The following is a 23,960-nucleotide window of genomic DNA, read 5'->3' as shown; positions in this document are numbered from 1 at the left end:
CGAGCCATAGATAGTTCAGGAGTGATACAAAATCATTTAACAACCGTGAGCTTCATATGCATCGCACCATTCGTCCCACTGTCTGTTTGTCGCACCGTCTTTTGCATATGCATCTGCAAGTGCCTGCAGAGCCTTACAGTCGACACTCATGCCTCCAAACACTCCTTCCATTTCAGAGATTTCTAACTTCTTCATTTCTTTAAATTTTATGTTTAACAATGTTTATTATATTACTGATCATTACTTATATACTCCGGAGTTAATATATTGATAATCAGTTAATTTATATGTATTTGGCATCTTGTATCCATTTATAACAACAAACGGAATAGAAGTTATTGGGAAATTACTAATTTCTGTATCCATACTAGCAACAAAGCTCTTCGCCGTATTAGATATCTCTTCTGTCCTTTTTATTGGTAACTCTTTCGTAAGAAGATTATTAATGTTTACGTGTCCTTGAAGATAATCTTCTACCAAAGACAACTCCTTGCTATAATCAATTCCATCTACTGTAGATTTTGTCAAGATAACCATACATTTGAATTTTTCGGGGAATTTTTCTATGAGTATAGATATTTCCTTAATGGTTTCTCTACAATATTTACAACTTAAACTAGCAAAAATAACTATTTCACAAGCAGCCTTATCATTTCCGTACTTAAGTCCACTTAACGGATTTTTATCCAATATCGGTCTTTTGTCAGACAATGCCCTATATACGTCTGGTATCCGTTTAATCTTTAATAGTTCTATGCTTTTTTCTAAGCTTTTATACTTTGTCCATTCCAATTTCGTATATAAAACACATATTACTATAGCAATTAGAATTTCAGGCAAATTTATTGTCAAAGATTTAGGAAAGTCCAACTCTGAAAGGTTACCTATAGTAAAGTAAGTAAAGAATCCTTCCGTGAAACAAATCACATAAATACAAAAGCAATATATGCAATATTTCTTTATCCCTATAATTTGATAAGCAGCAAGCAAGCTAGATACAAAAGCTGCAATAAAAGACATAGAAACGTTAAAGATATTACTCTCGCTTATCAGACCAACTAATAAGTTTTCCCCAAAATAGAATAAGCCAAGTTCATCTAGGCTAATTGGTATCTTATTATATAGTGGTTGCTTAGATGAGACATAATCACAATCAAATTTCTCTCCTATTTTACAAAATTCACTGCTTTGTGGAAAACCAATTCGACGGCGAATCAGGATCCTACACAAATATATCCCGACAACATCAAGAAAAATATTGACTACAGTTAGTAATGAACTACTAAGAAGCATGAAACTTACGCATACGACGATTGATAATAAGACTATAAAAGTATGCTTAAAGTCATTCGACACTATGTTAGCCTTATTATCTTTTGACGCATTAATCACCAACATAATGCCATCCCAAAGACTCAAGAACTGAACTTTGGATATTACATATCGCTTACTATCAAACAAAGTGACATCATTCTCACCCACATTAAGAACAATAAAGAAATGTCCTCCATGACTTGAAGTGTGGATGATTCTATCTTTTACCTGATCTATATCCGTCTTATCAGTTTTATAAGCTTCCGTTTTGAAACCATAGAATTCAAAAGTCCGGCAGATCGAAGCGAGGCTAGGAAAAGTTGGATCCGACAACAATATTTTGCATAATTCGGTATCATTGAAGGCCTTTCTTGTAACCTTCAAATAATATCTAACTATATCTAGTAAGTATAATGTAGAATCCTTCATTTTATATTGACTATTAACCTTTATTGCTAAATAGATTAAATGCTACGCATCGAATTGTCCGTAATAGGTTGCACTATCCAAGACTATGTTTAAAGTATAGTCCCCTTCTGAAAGAGATCCTAAGTTCAGTGTTACAATTCCATTGTTAGTAACTGATGATATTGTATACCCCACAACATTGCCTTGGGGATCACTAACGAAAACCTGAACTCCACCAGTGTACCCTTTCACATCTACAGTTATAAGTCCATTCTCATAGTCAGCAGATACACGCGTTATAGACGGCATGCGCATACTACCTTTAGAAGTTGTTGCTTCCCTCTTTACGTTTATGCCAGTTGCTTGGCAAGGAGATATGACCAGCAACATCAACAGAAATAGAATAATCTTTTTCATAATTGTCCGTGTTTATTGTTTCCGATTGGCAAAGTTAGACTGTTTATTCTAAGCCTCGAAATATTTTATGTCTATTTCTCCAATTATAAAAATCAACAAAAAGTATTGATATTCAGCAAATTAACTATACCACCCCCTGTTTTCGATGTCTATTTCTTCATTTTAGGGCTTCAAAAAGCTTCAATAAAAGACCTCAATGATGGGCTGTTCTTACCCTCCAAGCCAACTTTTGACTTATACACGAACAGCTTCTGACGAATTGACTTTTCACTGATATTGTAAATCAATCCCATAGCCTTGGAAGACATTTTGAGGCGAATAAGAATCATGAACTTAATATCTTCATCGCTTAATTTTGGATATCGCTTCTTTAGCCTTGATATGAAATTACCCTCCACATTATCAACAAACATCTTAATTTCTTCCCAATCCTCCTCCGTTAGAACGACGATGTTCTTCTTGTTTCCACGAATTTTTTCTATCCTTTGTGCTATATTGATTTTCTTGAGCAGATAGCTGCGCATCGTTGAAAGCTGAATTTCCTTATGATGCATTTCTTCCTCATACATTTTCTCCTCCATTTCACGCTTTTCTTGCTCACGTTGAATCTTCCATTCTGCTCTCTGTTTATACTGTCGATATGCATATAAAATAAAAGCTATAACTGCGATTGCTGAAAAAACGATCAAAGAAACGAGCCATGTAAGCAGATGAGCCCTCCCCTCGCTGATGCATTTTTCGTATTGAGCAACAACCAAGGATTTATTGTACTTTTCCTTATCGTTAAGCTCTTTTCCATACATTTCTTCTATATAGTGATATGCAGAGTCCGCCAATGAAACAGCTTTAGAATAATCGTGCTCCTTTATCGCAGCTAAATGTCGTATATAATAAGCTGTGTATAACTCTGAGAGATTTTCTGTTTGTATTGTGTTCAGAAGGGCATTACATTGTTTAATTGAGTCAGCATTCAGATAAGACCAAGCCAGATTTAGCATTTTGGATGATTGATCTGCATTGTCAAGTTTGCACGATTGATAGGAGTACCATAAAGATTCTTTGTAGTTCTTCTTTTCTGCCAAAACAGAAGCCATGTCTTGATAAACATCAGAAAGGATGCCTGAATCTTTTACCTCATAGGCTACAGACATGGCTTCTTTGCATTTCTTCTCCGCTTCGTTTACACTATCAGCGAAAAGTAAACACATACTTACGTTTAGTTTCGTGTAAACTATATTTGACTTTGAGGCTTCTGGTATACTTGAGTATGTCGTTTCTGCATGCCTTGCCACTTCTACAGCCTTTCGAGGATTTGTTTGCCTTAGCACTCGAGAGTATTTTTCCAATGCCATACATTGTGTATATCTATCCCCATTCTTTTCAGAAACATCTGCTGCCTTCTGCAAACAGTCCATAGCCAGTTCTGTGCTGTCGTTGAGCATGTAGTATTTGCCCATGTAGTACTCGCACTTGGCATAGAGCGAGTCATCCTCTTGATTATTATAATAGGTGTAGGCTGTCCTTAACAAAGAATCGTTGTCAACATCCAGCCCGCTCTTGTCCTGTGCTATGGTGTAGACAAGGGCATACCGCGCCATTTCGGCTTTACCAAGTTTTGCCTGGTTAACTCCATTAAGTACCGACAAGGAACTATCCGGTGCTGTTGCCGTTAGTTGGTATGCTATGTCAATAGCTTTGTTGTGTTTTTCCTTGCAACCCGTAACAAGAAACACAGCCAACACAAGTAATATGATAAGACTTTTGTTATTCATGAGTCTGGAATTTAGGCAAAAATTGTCAATGCAGCAAATAAAGGATGTCTATTTCTTTAATTACATTCTGTTCTTCTGGCTTTGACCTGCACCAGTTCCTTTATACTTGCTGTTCGTTGCGTTAAAGCGATAGCGGATGCTAAAGGTAATGGTACTTGTGGAATTTAGGTCATATAACATTGTTCTTTGCGCACCTGAATAGAATGTGCGATGTTGGTTCCCCGTTCCAAATACATCTGAAACGTCAAGTGTCAACGTAAGGCGATTCTTGAGCAACGACTTGTAGAGTGACAGGTCTGTATTGAAATAGCCTTGGCGGATACATTTGTTACCCATATTACCTTCGGTCTGTGCGGTCATTACAAATGAAGCCGTCAGCAACTTGAAGTCAAACGCATTGGTAAGTTGGAAAACTGCCACAGGATTGTCAAGCTTATTGCCCACATGCGTATTCATCTTGAGCCATTGCTTATAGAGCATTGTTTCCAATGTTGGATGCCAAATGCCAAAGGTAGGGTTCAGCGTCAGGCCTGCTTGGAAAGAGTTGTAGCTATTGATGTTCTCTGGGCGAGCGAGTGACTTCATCGGATCTCCACGATAAGTCTGCGTCATCGTACAAACCTCATCTGAGATATGCGAATAAACCAATTGCAGATTGAGCCATTCCCAAGAGAGTCCGTAGGTAAGATTGTGTGTAATTGAAGGAACGAGGAATGGATTGCCCGACTCGTATGTGTATTGGTTGTCATACTGCACACCGCTTCTAAGCTCGTTGTAGCTTGGACGATAGATGTCTGTGGCATACGTCAGTTGCATCTGTGTCTTGCCAACAGGAAGCGAGAGAGCCAAAGACGGAAACCAATTGCCGTAAGTCTTGCTCTGTTCTGCTATATACAAATCATTGTAATAATAGTCAAAGTTGATGTATTCATAGCGAAGCCCTGCTTGCATCGTCAATTGCCCGAATTTACGGCTATAGTCAACGAACGCAGAAGTCATTGACTCCTTGACTTTTTCGTTCTCGTTATCAACCACTTCAGGCTCCACTTGGTAGTGACTTCTTCGATTCACATGACTGTATTCACCGCCCAACGAAAAAGTGCCATTCAACAAAGGAATACTAAGGACAAGTTTGGATGCCAACAAAGAGTTGCGATTGTTGCGATAAGAGCAGACATCTGACTTTTCCGTCTCTGCCTGGCAATATTCGTCAAACACCATTTCGTGTAAGTCCATCCATTGCTTCTTGCCATACCAATAATAATCTGTATTGAAATCCACATTCAGCCCTCCTATCTTGCCAACATAATAAGCATTGGCGGAATAAGTCGTTGACTGACCTGGACTAAGATAATCAACGATTGACGATTCCTTCTGTACATTGTTCTGCATTATATTGAACGTCTGAGTTCCTTCGCCATTGTCCTTTGCGAAACGATTGTAGCTGATGCTGATACCCAAATTGCTTTCTTCGCCAAGCATATAGCTACCCCCCAAGCGTGCGTATGGGTTGATGTTTGTGAATTCTTGATTGACGTTCATATTCTGCTGCCAAGTATCTGTGATGTATGAATATTGAGTCACCTGTTTGTTTTCTGGAGTGTGAGCATATGCACCATACAAGAACCCATTGACATCCAATCCTCCTCTTCGATAATTTCCTTGGAACGACTCATAAGAGCTCAAACGTTTTTCTTCATTGACCGAAAACGTAGTTTTATTGTCAAAGCTGAAGCCTTCGCCCTGCGTCTTCTTTGTGGTAATGCGTATGACACTCTTCACATTGGCATCATATCGTGCACCAGGGTTGTTGATTACTTCAATTTTCTTTATGTTGCTTGGTTGCAAACGTTGCAAATCCATTTGGTCTTGCATCTTCCGACCATTGATAAATATTACAGGTGTGCCACGACCAAACACTTCTATTTGTCCATCTTTGGCAGACACATTAGGAATGCGTGAAAGCAACTGTTCCATATTGGAAGTTTTCTCCAATACACTGCCTTCTATATTTGTTGTCATTCCCTCTCCTCGCAGCATGGTCTTTGGCAACGAACTTTTGACAACAACATCGCCAAGCATATTAGTGCTTTCCTTAAGTTTTAAGGTGACGGTAGTTTGCCCAGTATAATTTATATATTGTGTTTCATAACCGATGAGAGAAACTCGAATGATATTGCCAGTTTTTATATCTTCAAGCATGAAAGTTCCATCTTCCTTGCTAACCGTTCCTTTAACGAAAGAAGAATCTGCTTGTAGCAGTTCCACAACATTGGCAAATGAAATTGGCATACCTTTTGCGTCTGTCACAACCCCTTGAATGTTCTGTGCCATCAGCATTGGGCATAACCCTAAGAACATTATTAGTAATTCAAAATACTTTCTCATATTATTCTACTTTGTCTATAAGACAATTGCGAAATTGTTATACCACCTCGCATCAATTGCCACGCTGATTCTTTCTCCCAAATGTCTTGCAAAGTTTCTGTCTTTAAATCTCTTATCTTCAGAAAAGGAAGATTAAAGGCATAATTGTGTGGTCAATAGAAGTTCAACATCCATAGGTGAGGATGTTATAGGAATTTGCTCAATAGCATGAATGTTCGAAACACGATTCGTTGCATGATATGAGATTTTACTTTGGACAAACAGCTGCTTTTTCTTTGTCCATAATTTACTGTTTTAAAATTAAACAAACTGTTAACTGCCTAGGAATCTACGTGTCTTAGAAGTTACGCCTTTTTACCCAGACGGGGCTGTTTTGACCTTGCGCAAAGGTTATTGGAATAATTACACCAAAACGAAAGCAAATTGCAATTATTTGCTTACATTTTGTATTCCGAGTGCGAAAGTAATATATTTTTTGAAACAAAGTGCTTTTTTTTACAATATTTAAACATTAAAATGTATTACGATAACTATTCAGCGATCTTGGATCAAAAGAAATTCTCGCAAAGAGCGCAAAGACGCAAAGATATTAAAGAATATGAAGTCTATAAAAAGACTGATTATTCTGTTTTCAGAAAATAAGAAATATTCTTAAACTCTTCGCGCTCTAAAAAAACTTTGCGCCTTTGCGTACTTGGCGAGATATTTATTACAGCTACAACTCTGTAACTTGCCTTTTCGACATAGCTATGCCGGAAAAATATCTTGGACAAAAAAATTCTCGCAAAGAGCGCAAAGACGCAAAGATATTAAAGAATATGAAGTCTATAAAAAATAGATCCGTATATTTTGATGTCTTGACGAATTGACGATGAATGGCGTCGATATGCGTAGGTCTTGTTGTTGTTGATGGCCTGCTGCTCGAAGAGCTCGTAGTCCAGCACCTTGCGGCGGCGCAGGAAAATAATGAAAGTTTGCAGCAAATTGATTTTAAACCGATTTTTTTTGCTGTTTCAGATATACTAAGTAAATATGTTCCTTCATTTGTACAACTGCACATATTTGAAAGAAAGCTAAATGACACTTCCTTTCCAAAATTTTGGCAAATCATTTTTAGACAAGCTATACCACACTGCATAGAGTCATGTTGAAGAATAAACTTCATTCTACTAAAATCCTAATCTATCATTCACAATCGTCTTCCTTTCTTTTGCTTTATATCCATTGAATATATAACTTAGCCTAAGACTGAAAATGCGACTATCCCCATAACTACGGAAAGAAAACCTCTGTTGGAGAACATTCGATTGAACTCGACTTCTGAGCGTATTAAACATATCGTCGACCTTTATGGAAACCGACATTCCTTTGATAGGAGTTTTCCAGCTTACTTTTGATGTTATATTCCACATAGCCTTAACGTCATAAAGTCCTTGAATAACCGGTAGCTGCACCCATCCATCAATCTCTGCCATCAATTTGTTACCTAATAAATTGATAGTATTAGAAATGCTCGCCCTTCCAGAGACCTTTGTTTTATCCAATGTAATTTCATCAATGCTTCCTTCTTGATGCATATAAAACCCCATTAAAGTAAACTTGCTTTCAAAGCCATGTATCAAATTTAGCGGAACTATTGCCATAACCCCAAACCTTTGACTCTTATGTATGTTGTAATATTTGTAGACTGCTGCTATCTCATCTTTTTTCAGTTTCAACAGTTGAGTGAAGTAGTTCTGGTGACTTTCACCAAACAACCCAATGATATACTTACTCCTCATAATATAGTTTACGTTGAGCGCATATTTTCTTGATGGATTCAGTTGAGGATTACCTTCTATCCTACTGTAATTATCAATATACGAACTATAGCTTGCATTGGCCCAATAAGAAGGATAGTATTTAGTGGAAGACAGGCTGGCTTGGATAATATGTAGGGGAGTGAACCTATACATCAACATGAATGTGGGATATATGTCAAAATCTCTCCATAATTTTTCCTTATATCCATTGTTTCGCTTATATGTAGAATTGATAAACTCACCCTGTATGGATGTATTGATGAATCCCTTCTTACCAAGTGGAATTCGAATTCCCAGATAAGCTGTCGTTTCAAGTTCGTTTTGTTTCATCAACGATTCTGAACTCCCGTTTTCGCCTACGTAGTTGGTGGTGTTTCTCAGTGTTCCGTCAATACCATATTCTATTGTATGATTGAACAACTCAGACTCACCATTGAGATATACATTTAACCCTCTATACGATTGGTTGTGGTCATTGTCTATATTTTGATTTTTGTCGAGCACAACAATTTGGTCTGCATTTTCTTGGAAGTGCTCATATTCTCCACCAAACTCTATGTCTTTATACGTCAAGGCTACTCTGACATTGTGAGTATCCGAACCATATCGGCTAAACGTATTACCATTAATACATTGCTGATCTATCAATGAATTAAAATTAATGTTATTTCGCGGTGACTTATGCAAGAAAGCATAATCAACATCCACACCCACATTATCATTTGGACTGATTGTCAGATTCATAACAGCCGTTTTATCTTTCGATATGGACGATGTTTGGGTTGTCTGCAAAATATGATGATTCACACCATCAAGAGTATGCACTGTTTCGAGAGTTTGATTGCGAAGCTTGGCAGCATTGCTTTCCGTATATCCAGCATTCATCGACCATTTTTTGGATGACAAACTAAAGTTGGTGCCCCCATCAAATTTCATGCTGTTACTATAATTGGCCGACACGAAACCTTCGCCGCGAAAATGCAAGTCTTCATGTTTCGGAGCAGAAATAACAATGTTGACCGAAGCACCTCGCACACCGAACTTTGGAGGCGTGCTATAGTATACGTCAAGCGACTTCACCTCTGATACCGGTATGGTTTTCAAGTAGTTTGCTAATTGCTCATCAGACAATATTTTTTTCTTTCCATTAATAAGAATTGAAGTTTCAGTCGCCCCCATAAGCATAAGACTTTCTCCACTTTTCATCATCATTGGAAGTGCCTCTATCATATCAAGGACTGTTTCGACCAGTCTGCGCTGCCTGATTTGATTGCCTGAAAATGAAATTCCACCATCACTTGTTGTTTTCACCATGGGACGGTTGCCTTTGACGACAACCTCTCCTAATGTATTGTCTTTTTCCTTTAATACGACACGAACATTAGACACACTGTCATTCACATATGAATCTGAATACGACATATGCTGAATGATAAGTTGATATGGAAATGAAACGGAATGGAAGAGAAATTTTCCATCCACATTAGTTACAGTAATCTGTACATTATGCTCAGCTGAATCACTTGACTGAATAATCACAGATGCAGACATAACAGGCTGTCCATTGGTGTCAACGACAAGGCCTGATAATTGTTTTTGGGCTTTGCTACCGACAGCAATGAACATATAAAGAAACGGTAGAATTAATTTTATTAATAACCTGCTACTAAGAATTTTTAATCTGCGTCGTTCCATAAGTCAGATTGGGTTTGTCTATGTTATGTTTATATTAAACCACTCGAACTTTTCGAGCTTGGTGTAAAGTTATGAGATATTTTTTTTCCATCACTATAAAAGTCTGCTTGATGTGTGAAACCTATATTTGGCTTTATAAAAGTCTCATATTCGCTAAAATAAAAGAAAAATTAGAGAGAAATGAATCGCTAAATAACATTACGTAAAATAACCCCATCATTTCGCAAAAAAACAGGAAATAAAATAAACAATTTAACTAATAAATATTGTATCTTTGCAACAACCAAAATTATATCAATGAGACAACATAACATAATTATATCAAATACATCTCAGATGGCAAAAATTCCATTAGATTGTTTACTATGTGTAACATCTGATGGCAGCTACTCCATTTTCAATCTCATTGATGGAACAAAATATACTTTTTCGTTCAATCTGCATACTTTTGAGAAGATGTTAGAGTCCCAATTGGGATTGGAGGCGGAAAGATTTATAAGGGTTGGAAAAAGTTTAATTATTAATCGAGACTTTGTCTTCATGATAGATATTCAACGAAAAGAAATCACATTGGCTGACAGTGAACTAAGATGCAAAGTTACAGTCGGGGCATCTAAGGATGCTGTGAAGAGTCTAAAGGACATCATGGAGAGATACTTTAACTTTAAACGTAAAAAGATATGATTCATAAGGTAGACAACGAAGACCGTGTGTACATTATTGGACAACACACTAAGTATATACAACACACTAAGTATATTAAGAAAATGTTGTTTATTATTGCATTCTTAGTTGTTGGAATATTAGGCGTGATAGTAGGTGTATATTTATACAACAAACAGACTTCCCCCCAAAAAACTTCACAGGCTAAATCGTTAGAAGAAGTTGAGGTTATTTCAAAGGATGCCATTGCTCCTAAGTTTATGGGTAATCAAAATTTTCAAAAGTTTCTCGTATGGGTTGGCAAAAACCTGAAATATCCACACGGGCATGAGAATGAGAATGCCGAAGTAGTAGTAGCGTTCACTATTAGCAAAGAGGGATCCATCACCGATATACAGATATTGCAAGAGCCACAAGACAAGGCTTTCGGGCAACAGGTGGTTAGCCTCTTAAAACAATGCCCACGGTGGGCTCCGGGCCGATTGGCAAATGGCACAGCTACCGACATCAAATACACATTACCTGTAAGATTCAGTAAAACCAGAAAATGAACAATATTTATGAGATATTTTGCCGTCATCATCTTTTGTCTATCCACCATTGGAGTTAAAGGCCAAATTAAGAATCTTCACGTTGCCGATAGTCTTTTCTCGGCCTTCAACTACTCGGCAGCAGCATCGCTATACACCCGATTACAATGGGGTTACGATTCTGTCGCCGTGTTCAGACGTTTGGCCCGGTGCTACAACAAACTGGGCGATTACCAATCAGAAAGTCGCACCTTATTGCGCATACCGGCAGATAGCTTGACACACAACGATATGCGACAGCTCTACTATGCTCACTCCTACACACAAGATTCAATGGCCATGGAAACATGGGGGCGACGAATTCTTCAGCAGTATCCTTATGATGCTGACATCATTACATCAGTTGCAGCAGACCTGATGCAGAAGAACAAAATAGATTCGGCTCGACAACTTACAATGCGTTATTTAGAGACTGATACTACCAACTTAAATGTATGGCGACAATACGCCTATTCGTGCTACTTGTTAGGCGATTACGCCGAGGCGCAACGTTCTTATCTCAAGCTCTACCGTAAAGGATGGAAGGGTTTGGAGGTAAGCTTTATACTTGGCGTTTGCTATGGCGAAATGAATGATGCCAACAATGCATACGACCATCTTGTAAGAGCCAACCAAATAAAGAATGGCAGAGACATACTTATACTCAAGTTGCTGGCCAAAAATTGTATGAAAATAGGAATGCCAAAGGAAAGTGCAGAATACATGGAGCAAGCCATCGAACTTTCCGTTCCCGATAGCCTAACATTGTTCGGCATGTATAATGATTTGGCTGAGGCCTACTTCTATCTTCATGACTATGAACATGCCATCTCTGCTTTTCAGAAAGCCTCGAAATGTCAGCCAACAAAAGCCATTACCTATTATAACATAGCCCAGATGTACAGCGGTCTGAAAGATCCAGTCGGTATGGCGAACTACTACAAACTCTTTCTGAAACACTCTTCATCTTTAAAAGATACAGAAGACAATCGTGAAATGATAGAAAAGGCCAAAGCTTTCGTGAAAAACAAAAATAAGCGTTAGCTTTTTTCGACTGCTTCAATCTCTGAAGGCTTTGTGCCGCTACAGGCATAAAGATTACCGACGGAGGATACAGCGACACCCACTATCCGGACGAAGCTGTGGCTAACATTGACGACAGCAAGGCCGAAAGGCATCTCAAAACCCTGCAAGCGGAAGTCAAGCGAAAACCAAAACCTTTGATGTCCTGACGAATTGGCGATGAATGGCGTCGATATGTAGATAATTGCCTGCCAATACTAATGTCATTAATACATCTTGTTCAGCGAATGCATTTCAATCCCACGTCTTTGCGTTCTTTGCGTGATATATTACATCAACTACTCTGTAACTTGCCTTTTCGACGCAACTATGCTGGAAAAATATCTTGGACAAAAAGAATTTCTCGCAAAGAGCGCAAAGATATTAAAGAGTATGAAGTCTATCAAAAGACTGATTATTCTGTTTCCAGAAAATAAGAAATATTCTTAAACTCTTCGCGCACTAAAAAAAACTTTGCGTCTTTGCGCTCTTTGCGTGAGATTTATTACATCAACTACTCTGTAGCTTGCTTATTCGACGCAACTATGCCGGAAAAATATCTTGGACAAAAGAATTTCTCGCAAAGAGCGCAAAGACGCAAAGTTATTAAGAATATAAAGTCTCTACAAGAAAAGATATTCTCTAACTCTTCGCGCGCTCTTAAAAAAAACTTAGCGTCTTTGCGTACTTTGCGAGATATTTGATACTCTTAAACTCTTTGCACTCTAAAAAAACTTGGCGTCTTTGCGCTCTTTGCGAGATTTATTACATCAACTACTCTGTAGCTTGCTTATTGCTGGAACAAGTATCTTGGATCAAAAAAATAAGCCCTACTCTATCCTGCACTTATAGGGTTTAAGAAGCATTTGAACATAAAAAAAGGACATTTTTCCCTTTTTTTTCACCAAAAATAACGTTTTTAACGAATTTTCTTGTATATTTGCAAATACCAAGTTAAACATACTATTATTAATCATATAAAGCATCAAAAATCTATGAAAATAATGAAACCATGGTTGTTTGCAGCAACTATAATTTGCAGTTTTGCAATATTGACGAGTTGTGAAGAGGCTCGCGCACAAGATGACAATCCCGTACAACAGGTATCGAGCGAAGAACTGATACGTACCTCACAAAGTTGGGATGGCGTAGAACTGCCCGACTATTTCCAGGGACGCCCCGAACTCGTTGCCGTTAAATATGTATTCCCTGCTGGTAAAAAACTGGGATGGCATCATCACCCGGTGATGAACTATGGCATTCTAGTGCAAGGCGAACTGACCATTATCGGACAGGACGGCAAGGAGAAAGTCGTGCACGAGGGTGAAGCTGTCGTAGAGATGGTAAATACGATACACCACGGCGAAAACCGTGGAAATAAACCCGTTATCCTTTATATGTTCTATCTCTCACAGAAGGGACAACAACTCGCCGTACAACATCCGGAAATACCATTAGAATAAATATCATGATGACTAAGAAAACACTATGGATGCCAGCCGTCATCCTTCTCCTCTACGGTGCATGTATGCTTGCAATCTGCCAGAGCTGCAAAGATAAGGCACAAGTAAAGGTTGCTTCGACAGAAGACAACAGTCAGTTTGTGACGCTCACAGATGTCGTGCCTGATGCGATTCTGGAGATACGTTACTTCGGCACGTACAACTTTGTGGGTAGCCGTATCGATGGCTACGAAGAACCGACAGCGTTGCTCACCCGACAGGCGGCCGACAGTCTGAAGGCGGTCAGCGATGACCTGATCAAACAGGGTTATCGCTTGAAAATATTTGATGCTTACCGCCCACAGAAAGGTGTCGATCACTTCGTGCGTTGGGCCGAAAATGTCAACGATACTCTGATGAAGAGTTACTTCTATCCTGACCTCGATAAGAGCGTACTCTTTCCGCGAGAATATATCTGCTTGAAGAGTGGACATACCCGTGGCAGTACCCTCGACCTGACTCTCTTTGATATGAAAACAGAGAAAGAAGTGGATATGGGTGGTACCTTCGACTGGTTTGGTCCGGAAAGTCATCCCGACTTCTGTGGCAATCCTGAAACAGGACAGTATACCGGTAATAACTCCAAGAGTCCGGCTCAACCGAAACGTAGCATTACCCCAGAACAGTTTCAGCATCGTATGATCCTTCGTCGGGCGATGATGCGCCACGGCTTCAAACCGTTTGATACGGAATGGTGGCATTTTACCCTGAAAAACGAACCGTTCCCGGATACGTATTTCACCTTCCCGGTGAAGCAAATCAAAAAATAATTCAAAGACGTTATAAACCTATAGAATTGTTATGATGAAACTGACAAGATCTTGGATGATCGCTTTCTTCCTTGTCTGCAGCGTAGGCGTGCTGACATCGTGCAGCAAGGACGACGATAACAGCATAGTTAATCCACAGCCGAAGGAGTACTTCACGCTGTGGAACTCGTGTGAGGCGCTGACGGCCTTGCAGGACTATGTGAAGGATGTGACTGACCCTACCTCGAAGAACTTTATCCGTGAGGAAGACCGCATTGCCACGTTCGACATGGACGGCACGTTCATCGGCGAACTCTACCCGTCGTATTTCGAGTATAACCTGCTGGAGCACCGAGGCCTGGACGATACAACCTACGAGGCACCGAAAGAGGTGATGGAAACGGCTCAGGAGATTCGCGACTTCGTGCGGACGGGTAAGAAACTGCCTGATCAGTTTGACTTGAAACATGCCTATGCTGCCGCTAAGGCTTATAGTGGCATGACACTGGCTGAGTTTGACCAATACGTGAAGGACTATGCCCAACAGCCTGCCAACGGTTTCACGGGCATGACTTATGCACAGAGTTTCTATAAACCGATGCTTGAGGTTTTCAACTATCTCAAGGCTAATGGGTTCACGTATTACGTGGTCACGGGTTCTGACCGCTTCATCAGTCGTGCCCTGGTCGAGGCTATCGGCATCGAACCCAACCGTGTCATCGGTATGGATGTGAAACTGCATTCTACCAGTCAGGGTACAGCGGAAGGGGTGAACTATACGATAGGCCGCGAGGAGGATCTGGTACGCACCGACGAACTCATCATCAAGAACCTGAAGACGAATAAGGTGTTGCAGATTTCCCAGGAGATCGGCAAGGTGCCTGTACTCTCGTTTGGCAACAGCGGGGGCGACGCTGCCATGCACAACTATGCATTGGGGAATACAAAGTATAAGACGGCGGCTTTCATGCTGATTGCCGATGATGACCAGCGCGACCATGCTGACCGGGACAAAGCGCTCAGATTGGCTGAACAGTGGCGTGCAGCCGGCTATCATGTCATCTCTATGCGGGATGACTTCAAGACCATCTATGGCGACGGTGTGGTGAAGACTGACTTCACGTTCCCTGTCGATACCCGTGCCCTCACGGAGTGGCAGGCTGGTCGCACCGTCAGTCAGGCTGATGTGGATGCTTTCGGCGGTATCGACAAGTGCTTTGCTGCAGAACCTATTCCCGACGGTGTGTGGGCTCGGATGCAGGGCAAAACCTACAAGGAGAATCCTTACATCGGCCGGGATGACCTGCGCCATATCCGCGCACTGCACTGGGACTACGATCAGCAGATGCACGTCGGCGAGATGGTGTGCAACAAGCAGATTGCCGATCGCCTCGTAACCATCCTGCGCCAGTTGTTTGAGGCGAAGTATCCTATCCAGCGGATGCTCCTACCTGACGTGTATAATGCGGACGACGAGACTCAGATGCGAGACAATAACTCATCGTGCTTCTGCTACCGTAACATCTCCGCCTCCAGTACGCTGTCGAAGCATGCCCGTGGACTGGCTGTGGATATCAACACGCTCTATAATCCTTACATCAAAACCCTTTCCAGCGGTTCGCTTCTCATCGAACCTGCTACGGGTGAACCGTACTGCGACCGTTCGTGGGACTTCCCGTACAAGATTACTCACGATGACCTCTGCTTCAAACTCTTCACTGAGGCGGGCTTCGAATGGGGCGGTGACTGGACTACCGTCAAGGATTATCAACATTTTGAGTTCGTCGAGTAATACGACGACTGGTCTATTTATTCCATAAGCAGCAGATGAAAAGATATAAACTTTGGGTTCTTACCGTATGGCTGGTTCTGGGCAGTTTATCTGCCTTGGCCTCCTGTACGACTTCCGATAGTGGGGTGCACGATCAGGAGGGTACTGACGTACCACGCACCGGGAAGATTGCTCAGATCGTGGAGCGTGGCAAGTTGCTGGTGGGAACAACGGGCGACTATCGCCCGTTGTCATACCGCGAGGCAGAGGGCAACTACTGGGGCTTCGGCATTGAGATGGCTGAAAAAATAGCGCAGCGTATAGGCGTGGACATCACATTCGTGCCAACCTCATGGCCTACCCTTTCTGCCGACGTGATGGCCGATCCGCAGACCTTCGACTTCGCTATCGGGGGCATCACTATTACGGATTCCCGTAAGACTGCCATGCTGATGAGCGATGGTTATCTATGCAATGGCAAAACTATTCTGTGCCGTGCCGGCGATGCCCAGCGGTTTCAGTCGTTGGCTGATATCGACCGGCCCGAAGTGTGCGTGATGGTAAATCCGGGCGGACTCAACGAGAAATTTGCCCGGGAGCAGCTGTCGCACGCTACAATCGTCGTGTATCCGCAGAACGAGGAAATACCTTCGCAGGTGGCGGAGGGCCATGCCGACGTGATGATTACTGAAATCACGGAGGCTCCCTGGTATGTGCAGAACGATACACGACTTGCTGCCCCTTTGCTCAGTACTCCCTTTACGCACGGTGAAATCGGCGTGCTGATGCGTAAGGGACAGGACGATCTCCTGGCGCTGGTGAATGCTGTCATTGCCCAGATGAAAGCGGATGGCAGTTTGCGAAAGCTCCATGAGAAGTACGGCCTCGTGTATGGATACGATCGCCCGGAGGAACACTCGAAATAACCCAACTTACACCACACGGAGGAAATACGTGAGTTTGCAGGGATGCACAAAATGACGGCTCAACCGATGATACAGAAACACCAGATTGTGCGATTTTTCGGGTTCTAAATACGGCAGGATGTCGTCTCGTAGACTCAACAGAAAATTGCGGTGAAAATATTTCGTATACAGACCGTCTTTATCGTTGATAAACTGCACCAGTATTTTGCCCTGACAGGATACGAGCTTGATATGCTGCCGGAAGTCTCGCCGATAATTGTCGCATATCAGTTGGTGTCTTCTGGGTTCAGCCATACTGAGCAGTTCTGCTAGCAATGGGTCTTCGGTTATAGGCTTCGAGGCGCTGCCTGTGGCACACTCAGCAGGATAACGCTCTGCTGCAGCCGTTTCTCCCAGCATCGGTCTGAGCATCCCTTCGATTTCATGCATCTTGCGCAATGCTTCTTCTATCATTCTGCTATTTTTCATTTCCAAAGCCATTGTAATACACCAGCAGCAAATAAGCGAACCATAAGGCGGTTCATGTCTACTAAATTCAAAACAACATTTTTTGCTCTTATTGCAATATTTCTAAATAATATTTCTATCACTTGGTTATATATATATAATATTTTAAATATTTTACAATCCCCGTTCAGCCCAGTGTTTATCGGGCTTGAGCGCATGTGTAACGGATCGACTTGGTAAGGGTAGCGGATCGGTTTGGTTAAGCAAAAACCTTCTAACGGATCGACTTGGTAAGTCCTAGCGTATCGACTTGGTAACATTTTTGAGGGCTAACGGATCGACTTGGTAAGATTTAAATATCATGGCCAAAAATATTTCTGAAGGCTGAGCGAAGATATGCATAGGGATTAAAACTGACACCACGCAAACTGCAGTCTGCTTGTTTGCGCAATGCATTGTTGATGGCATGCATCACCTGTGACTCTTTCTCGAACGACATACTTTGGGTATATCTGGCAGCAGCTTTTTCGGTAAAATTTAACAGCGTGATTAGTCTGGTGCTAACTCGTTTTCGGCTGATGTTGTTTAATAAGGCATCGTGCTCCTCCTCGACTGGTGTTTTCCGAAAAATTAGGAAAAACTTCACCGATGATACCCTACGTCTTTTGGTTGCTTTATCCTTGATGGTTTTCAGTTTATACGAACAGCTGCAACGCGAAATATGATGCTTAAGCAGTTCATCAAGCTCAGTGACAGCTCGATCAACGGTCGACATTCGAGCATACTTCAAGTCTTTCGTTGATTTACCCGGACAGAGGATATGCATCAGCTGCAGATAGGTGCAATGGCAGTAGCCTGCAGCCACCCAACAGGAAAGGAAGATATATAAATGCATGGCATGCAAACTTTTCATGTGGAGTAGTGCCGATGTATCGATACTGTGGAGACCATATTCACAACGGAGCAGATAAAACAGTATTGCTCTACTAAACTGAAAGGTAACGGTGTGATTATCAGCATGATCTACCACGTGAGCAAAACAGGGAAACTTGATGTAATCAACCTTCTTGGTGTTCGGATTGCTCAAGGGCATCGCTATTGGTACTTCGCTCAATTCGCGCGCACAGTTCTCTACTCTGCAGTAATGGGCGGCCACAAATTGCAGTTCATGATACGTCAGACTGACCGCATACGTGTCGCCTTCTTTCATCCGACTGATTGCAGCAAGATCGGACGAGTATAGGCCCGTCTTATGATAGTTCATCGAAGCCAGAAACAGATCGTGCAACTTATCCAGCGCCTTCACTGCCATAATGATACTGTACTTAGACCAATTCGCCATTGCAAAACCCATAACACCGGGTATTACATCCATACAGTTTTCTACTTTTTCTGCTTTCATTTTTTTTTACGTTTAAAATTTATTTTTTTTATTTTTGAGTGATCCAATTATTGACGTTCATCGCCGGGTTATGATCAACCGGACAGCCTGAGGCAGATAGCTTTTGCCAATCAGGGAATACGACACCCCAAAAGGTAACATGCCCTGCTGATGGTAACTGTTAATCGCCTCAGAGGCTTTTTCGAGCAGATCATGATTAAAGTCATGGAAATTATCATATTTGCCATACACCGCCATGTGATGAATTAATTCCTGTGGCGACATATTGATGACCATCTCATCGTCCTCCATAAGACCGTTGTCGGCAACATAACAGTCGTCAGACTGAATCGTGCTCTCCCGATGTGACCAATACCGGCGCAACACGCACCAGAGTCCACACGAGGCATGATTGCCAAGCAGCTGGAACTCATGGCGTGGTACATAAAAATAACCTGGATGATGATTGATCATGCGCATAAGCATCTCTTTCGTGATACCCAGTTTAACCATCTTAAACCTATCCTGTCGGGGTACATTCAACTGCACGTTAAACATCACGTGTGGCTTGCTGTCACGAGCCAGATAACCCGACGAGTCGGCAAAATAAACAGGCGTTATAGAGATATGCTGTAACTTGTCACGCAACTGCTTCAGATGAGACCGATTGTATAAAACGTACTGTGGGAAAGAAAAAAACTCCATGGAGTTTTCATCCTGATCCGCCCAATCGATATCACCCGTCTTTTCGTTAATATATTTCGCCAGGAGTTGCTTAATAGACCGATATACCCGATCAATAATCTGAAACTCGGAATAATCGAAATGCGATACAAGATGATACGCATCCTGGGTTATTAAAATGAGGTCTTCTATAGAATACTCGCTCCGCCTTTTTGCCATGCAGACATTTATCTTTATCGAAATTAGATTATACGTTAAGGCGGACTAAAACTGTGCATAACTCCAAATCAGTTACAACCGACAGGACACACAGTATAGTCAACCCATGAATAAGACGTGCACCATTCATAGAAGGTGCACATCTCTTATAGTTCACTATCAAGTGTCAGAACAGTTGCAACTGATTTCTACTCCACAAGATGTAGGTGAGTTATGCTTCGTATACTTCAACTAGCAGCTCATCTTATTGTGACAATACAAAGTTAAAAATAACACAAAACATGTGCAAAATTATTTCCAGTTTTTTTTCATGCAAAATCGGGCTGACCGAGCTGACAAGGGTGCTTTTCGAAGGAATGCTCTCAATTCATAGCATTATCGCTTTCATGCTGTAAATCAGAGTGATACGAGCATAAAAAGAAGTTATGGTTGAAGGAAAATCGCTCGCTTTTCAGGGCAAAAAAACAAAATGAGGTACTACTTGCGAGTCAAGCGCATAAGCGGTCAAATCGGCTATTCATCAAGCAGAAAACACACTTTAGCACTTTTTGGGGGCTCCAACACCCTTCTCTTGAATCCAACAAAAAAACATCAAGTAAACTTGAATTAATTCAAAAAATAGGACATATGGTATTCATTTTTTTCTTATATTTGAAAATAAAAGATCAAACATTTGTTAGCCATCATTTTAAACGAAGAAAAACGTATGAAAAGAGTTTGTTTTATTCTAGCAACACTATTGTTCAGTGCACAGTATATGTATGCCCAGCCATCAGGCTATAAGAAACTAGACAAATGGGTGGACACATGGAAAACAGGGTTACAAACCTATTTTGGCTACCCAATCAACCAGAAGTCGGAACTACACGACTTCTACGAATGGTATCTTACCACAGGCATGGAGGTGATTAATCTGAATAATGCCGGAGACCCTATGACTGACGAGCCATGGAAAATGTCGTCACAAGCCTTTGAACGCGAGGTTATCGAATATTTCGCCCCTTACTATGGCTTCGACATCAACCAAGTATGGGGAATCGTCACGCATAGTGGCACCGATGGCAACAACCACGGTATATATTTTGGTGCCAACTATCTGAAGAACAAAACCAAAATGGAACCTATCCTTTATGTAAGCGACGAAGCCCATTACTCCAATATGCGCTTGGCTCATTTACAAAACATAGAAACGCGCCTGATTAAAAGCGACAAAATGGGAAGAATGATTGCTGAAGAACTGGAAAAGAATCTGGATACCTCACGCCCGGTACTGATGATATATGCCATGGGGTCAACATTCAAGGGGGCCATTGACGATATGGAAGCCCTTAACGCGGTACTCGATCGTCACCCGGAGATACCAGCTGTTTACAGACATGTCGATGCCGCACTTTTTGGCGGCTATCTTCCTTTCACCCAATACAGGAATATGGTGAGTCAACAGGCTATGCACTTTGAATCGATAGCCATCAGTGGACACAAATTCTTTGGTTTTGATTCGCCTTCGGGACTATTTCTATGCACCCGCGACACGTATGACAACCAAACCAACTTTAATGTTACCTATCTCAACAGTAACATGCGTATGATCAACTGTTCACGCGATGCCGTGCAACCATTAAAATTTTGGTGGCTCATACAAAAAGTCGGTGCAGAAAAATGGTCGAAGCAAGCCCAACAAATGCTGGAATGTACGAAATATCTCAAGAAGAGTCTCGACAAGATTGGATGGCCTGCATGGGTAAACGAATATAGCAACACCGTTTTCTTCCGCAGACCTTCTCAAGATATTGTCAGCTTATACACATTGGCTCAAGGATACGATGAGCATTTCGGAGGCGAACTGGCACATATTGTGGTGATGCAGCATGTTACTCAAGAAAAGATTGACGGTTTCATCGAAGCCCTAAAAAATAGCCGATAGAAAACTGTATGGTTATGCCAGCGCTCCCAGCTGAAAACACGTTTTGGCGATTTTTTTAGCAAAAAAGATAAGGATTTCTGATTTTATTTATACTTTTGTAGGTACAATGCTATTTTTTGTACAAACCCTAATAATAGAATGCCTGATATGGCCAAGTATATACGACCTACAATGCTGGGGGCGATAGCGCTTCTGCCAACTACTGTTTGGGCGCAACACACGAATACGTCGGAGGATTCTACAAGACTGAAAAGTCAAAGGTTACAGGAAGTGATTGTTACTTCTCATTCTGCACGCCAACGTGTGGAAACTATACAGATCGGTTCTGAATTTCTTAACCTCCAGGAACTTTCGAAGACTCCTGCCCTCTTTGGTCAGAACGATATAATGCGTTCTATCCAACTTTTGCCGGGGGTCAAATCTGAAAATGAAGGATCTAGTAGTTTTCAGGTCCGGGGTGGTACGTCTGCTCAAAACAGTATCGTGTATGATGATGCGCCTGTTTACAATGTGGGTCATCTAGCCGGGCTCTTTTCTGCTTTTAATGATGACGCACTGGCTACTGCTACGCTCTATAAGGGACTGATTCCTGCTCAGTATGGTGGTGCTACAGCTGGCTATCTGGATATCAATAGTCGATCGGGCAACCCGTCGGCATGTCATGGACAGGCTTCCATCGGACTGCTTTCTGCTAAAGGTACCTTTGAAGCACCTCTTTCTGATCGGGGTAGTTTTCTCGTTACAGCCCGGAGATCCTATCTCGATCTCTTTCTCAAACAGATCAACGACTTCAAGGATAATACGCTCTATTTCTATGATGTAAATGCGAAGGCTTCCTGGCGATGGAATACGCATAACCAGCTATTCTGGTCGTTTTTCGCCAGTAACGATAAAATCGGACTTCAGGATAAGCTCAATCTGAAATGGTCGAATATCGCTACCACGTTGTCTTGGCTGCATCATTTTCAGAAGGAGGGCAATACGTCGAAGACGTCGCTTATCTATTCCAACTATTCCACCACCGACGGTGTGGAGGTATTGGGATTGGATATTTCGTTCTCCGGCTTTATCCGACAGTATGGTATCCGACAGAATTTCCGTTATGCCTTAGGCAGACATCAGTTGGATATGGGACTGCAGTCGATGGTTCTTGATGTCAAATCGGCTGAATGGCGTAATGTCAACAAGCACGAACGCGAAGAGCGTAAAGCGTGGGAAAACAGTTTTTGGATCAACGATACCTACCAGCTCCATCCGAAAGTTACGGCTTCTTTAGGCTTCCGACTGGGAACATTCTCTAACTTAGGTGGCCCTCATTATTACGAAATCGATGAAGACGGTAATATCGTCTGGATGTATAAGACGCGCAAGAATCGCATCGTGAATACACAGGTTACATGCGAGCCACGTGCCAGTTTCGTATTTATGCCTACTCATCTGTGGAGTATCAAGGCGGGCTATACACGGAGTGCCCAGAATATTCATGCGCTACGTAATCAGAATACCTCTACCCCCTTCGACCGCTATACCATAAGCAGTAATCTGGTAAAACCACAGGTAGCCGATCAGGTGAGTCTGGGTATCTTTGCGATGACCCCGCAACAGACCTACGATTTCTCACTGGAGGGTTATTTTCGCCATGTGAATCATGTACTCGATTATCGTGACGGTATCTCATTCAGTTCGCAGATAGAAATAGAGCGGCTCGTTCTTGCTGGTGAAGGCAAAGGGTATGGTCTCGAGATGTGTGCCCGCAAGAATACCGGCAAACTTACCGGATGGCTTTCCTATACGCTGTCTTGGTCGAAGACTCGTATCGACGGTATCAATGGCGGGCGATGGTATGATGCCAACAATGACCGAAGGCACGATATTGATATCGTAGGGATATACAGGCTCAACCCGCACTGGACTCTCCATGCGGTGTGGGTGTATAATTCCGGACAAGCCTTCACGGCTCCAAGTGGTAAATATGAGTTGATCGATAATTATATCTATTACTATGCGGAACGTAACAGCTATCGTGCTCCTGCCAACCATCGTATGGATGTAAGTGCCACATGGTCCCGACCGATACATCATGGTAAGTGGACGCGCGAGTGGATATTTAGCATCTATAATCTCTATAACCGCTATAATCCTTATCTTATTCGTTTTGAGGATAGTGCAGACGGGGCACGCACCAAGGCTACTCAGTATAGTCTGTTTGGCATTGTACCTTCTGTGGCCTTTACTATTAAGTTTTAACCGCTCCTATGTGAGCTCTT

Annotated in this window: 18 protein-coding genes and 1 pseudogene; 9 read left to right on the top strand and 10 right to left on the bottom strand. The window is 41.7% G+C overall.

Annotated features, from left to right (window positions below; genetic code table 11):
* Positions 1 to 36: 36 nt before the first annotated feature.
* The 7 genes and pseudogenes from L6469_RS12930 to L6469_RS12905 all read right to left on the bottom strand — a co-directional run bounded on the left by L6469_RS12930 (position 37) and on the right by L6469_RS12905 (position 9,727).
* Positions 37 to 195, bottom strand: a complete 159-nt coding sequence (locus L6469_RS12930) for a hypothetical protein (RefSeq protein ID WP_006283302.1) — start codon at positions 193 to 195, stop codon at positions 37 to 39.
* 45 nt (positions 196 to 240) lie between these two features.
* Positions 241 to 1,743 carry a cysteine peptidase family C39 domain-containing protein gene (locus tag L6469_RS12925; RefSeq protein ID WP_006283301.1) on the bottom strand — a complete coding sequence of 501 codons (1,503 nt, stop codon included), beginning with the start codon at positions 1,741 to 1,743 and terminating at the stop codon, positions 241 to 243.
* Between the two features lie 42 nt (positions 1,744 to 1,785).
* Positions 1,786 to 2,031: a DUF3244 domain-containing protein gene (locus L6469_RS12920; protein ID WP_162091560.1), complete on the bottom strand. Its 246-nt coding sequence runs from the start codon at positions 2,029 to 2,031 to the stop codon at positions 1,786 to 1,788.
* Between the two features lie 278 nt (positions 2,032 to 2,309).
* Positions 2,310 to 3,911, bottom strand: coding sequence for a hypothetical protein (locus tag L6469_RS12915; RefSeq protein WP_006283300.1), 1,602 nt, complete (start codon positions 3,909 to 3,911; stop codon positions 2,310 to 2,312).
* A gap of 60 nt (positions 3,912 to 3,971) precedes the next feature.
* Positions 3,972 to 6,299 carry a TonB-dependent receptor domain-containing protein gene (locus L6469_RS12910; RefSeq protein WP_039871025.1) on the bottom strand — a complete coding sequence of 776 codons (2,328 nt, stop codon included), beginning with the start codon at positions 6,297 to 6,299 and terminating at the stop codon, positions 3,972 to 3,974.
* 982 nt (positions 6,300 to 7,281) lie between these two features.
* Positions 7,282 to 7,464: pseudogene (locus L6469_RS14850) on the bottom strand (cysteine peptidase family C39 domain-containing protein); the annotation flags it as partial.
* A gap of 4 nt (positions 7,465 to 7,468) precedes the next feature.
* Positions 7,469 to 9,727 carry an outer membrane beta-barrel protein gene (locus L6469_RS12905; protein ID WP_039871022.1) on the bottom strand — a complete coding sequence of 753 codons (2,259 nt, stop codon included), beginning with the start codon at positions 9,725 to 9,727 and terminating at the stop codon, positions 7,469 to 7,471.
* A 366-nt stretch (positions 9,728 to 10,093) separates the two neighbouring features.
* Here L6469_RS12905 and L6469_RS12900 point away from each other — a divergent pair, with 366 nt between their 5' ends.
* The 7 genes from L6469_RS12900 to L6469_RS12870 all read left to right on the top strand — a co-directional run bounded on the left by L6469_RS12900 (position 10,094) and on the right by L6469_RS12870 (position 17,038).
* The gene (locus L6469_RS12900; protein ID WP_039871020.1) at positions 10,094 to 10,480 is read left to right on the top strand and encodes a LytTR family DNA-binding domain-containing protein; all 387 of its coding nucleotides are present in this window, start codon (positions 10,094 to 10,096) and stop codon (positions 10,478 to 10,480) included.
* Positions 10,477 to 11,010 carry an energy transducer TonB gene (locus tag L6469_RS12895; RefSeq protein ID WP_006283297.1) on the top strand — a complete coding sequence of 178 codons (534 nt, stop codon included), beginning with the start codon at positions 10,477 to 10,479 and terminating at the stop codon, positions 11,008 to 11,010. The genes L6469_RS12900 and L6469_RS12895 overlap by 4 nt, the downstream gene beginning before the upstream one ends.
* 9 nt (positions 11,011 to 11,019) lie before the next feature.
* Positions 11,020 to 12,072, top strand: coding sequence for a tetratricopeptide repeat protein (locus L6469_RS12890; RefSeq protein WP_006283296.1), 1,053 nt, complete (start codon positions 11,020 to 11,022; stop codon positions 12,070 to 12,072).
* 1,013 nt (positions 12,073 to 13,085) lie between these two features.
* A complete protein-coding gene (locus tag L6469_RS12885) occupies positions 13,086 to 13,553 on the top strand; it encodes a cupin domain-containing protein (protein ID WP_006283295.1) in 468 nt (155 codons plus the stop codon).
* A gap of 29 nt (positions 13,554 to 13,582) precedes the next feature.
* Positions 13,583 to 14,362, top strand: coding sequence for a M15 family metallopeptidase (locus tag L6469_RS12880; protein WP_176759767.1), 780 nt, complete (start codon positions 13,583 to 13,585; stop codon positions 14,360 to 14,362).
* A 31-nt stretch (positions 14,363 to 14,393) separates the two neighbouring features.
* The gene (locus L6469_RS12875; protein WP_006283293.1) at positions 14,394 to 16,133 is read left to right on the top strand and encodes a M15 family metallopeptidase; all 1,740 of its coding nucleotides are present in this window, start codon (positions 14,394 to 14,396) and stop codon (positions 16,131 to 16,133) included.
* A 35-nt stretch (positions 16,134 to 16,168) separates the two neighbouring features.
* The gene (locus tag L6469_RS12870) at positions 16,169 to 17,038 is read left to right on the top strand and encodes a transporter substrate-binding domain-containing protein (protein WP_006283292.1); all 870 of its coding nucleotides are present in this window, start codon (positions 16,169 to 16,171) and stop codon (positions 17,036 to 17,038) included.
* Positions 17,039 to 17,044: 6 nt separating this feature from the next.
* Here the strand turns inward: L6469_RS12870 and L6469_RS12865 are convergent, their stop codons facing one another.
* From L6469_RS12865 to L6469_RS12855, 3 genes are all read right to left on the bottom strand, one after another.
* Complete coding sequence (locus L6469_RS12865) at positions 17,045 to 17,491, bottom strand: hypothetical protein (protein WP_143067166.1); 447 nt, start codon at positions 17,489 to 17,491, stop codon at positions 17,045 to 17,047.
* A gap of 346 nt (positions 17,492 to 17,837) precedes the next feature.
* On the bottom strand, positions 17,838 to 18,860 hold the full coding sequence (locus L6469_RS12860) for a RepB family plasmid replication initiator protein (protein ID WP_162091559.1): 1,023 nt from the start codon (positions 18,858 to 18,860) through the stop codon (positions 17,838 to 17,840).
* Positions 18,861 to 18,944: 84 nt separating this feature from the next.
* A complete protein-coding gene (locus tag L6469_RS12855; protein WP_039871014.1) occupies positions 18,945 to 19,769 on the bottom strand; it encodes a hypothetical protein in 825 nt (274 codons plus the stop codon).
* 706 nt (positions 19,770 to 20,475) lie between these two features.
* On the opposite strand from L6469_RS12855, the gene L6469_RS12850 reads away from it, so the two are divergent.
* Both L6469_RS12850 and L6469_RS12845 read left to right on the top strand, forming a co-directional pair.
* Positions 20,476 to 21,693, top strand: coding sequence for an aminotransferase class V-fold PLP-dependent enzyme (locus tag L6469_RS12850; RefSeq protein WP_006283289.1), 1,218 nt, complete (start codon positions 20,476 to 20,478; stop codon positions 21,691 to 21,693).
* A 147-nt stretch (positions 21,694 to 21,840) separates the two neighbouring features.
* The gene (locus tag L6469_RS12845; RefSeq protein WP_223918721.1) at positions 21,841 to 23,940 is read left to right on the top strand and encodes a TonB-dependent receptor plug domain-containing protein; all 2,100 of its coding nucleotides are present in this window, start codon (positions 21,841 to 21,843) and stop codon (positions 23,938 to 23,940) included.
* Positions 23,941 to 23,960: the final 20 nt, after the last annotated feature.

The sequence above is a fragment of the Segatella baroniae B14 genome (genome assembly GCF_022024235.1).
In the GTDB taxonomy this organism is placed as follows: Bacteria; Bacteroidota; Bacteroidia; order Bacteroidales; family Bacteroidaceae; genus Prevotella; species Prevotella bryantii.
Note: the sequence above shows the minus strand (reverse complement) of the source record. Positions and strands in the feature narration are given on the sequence as shown.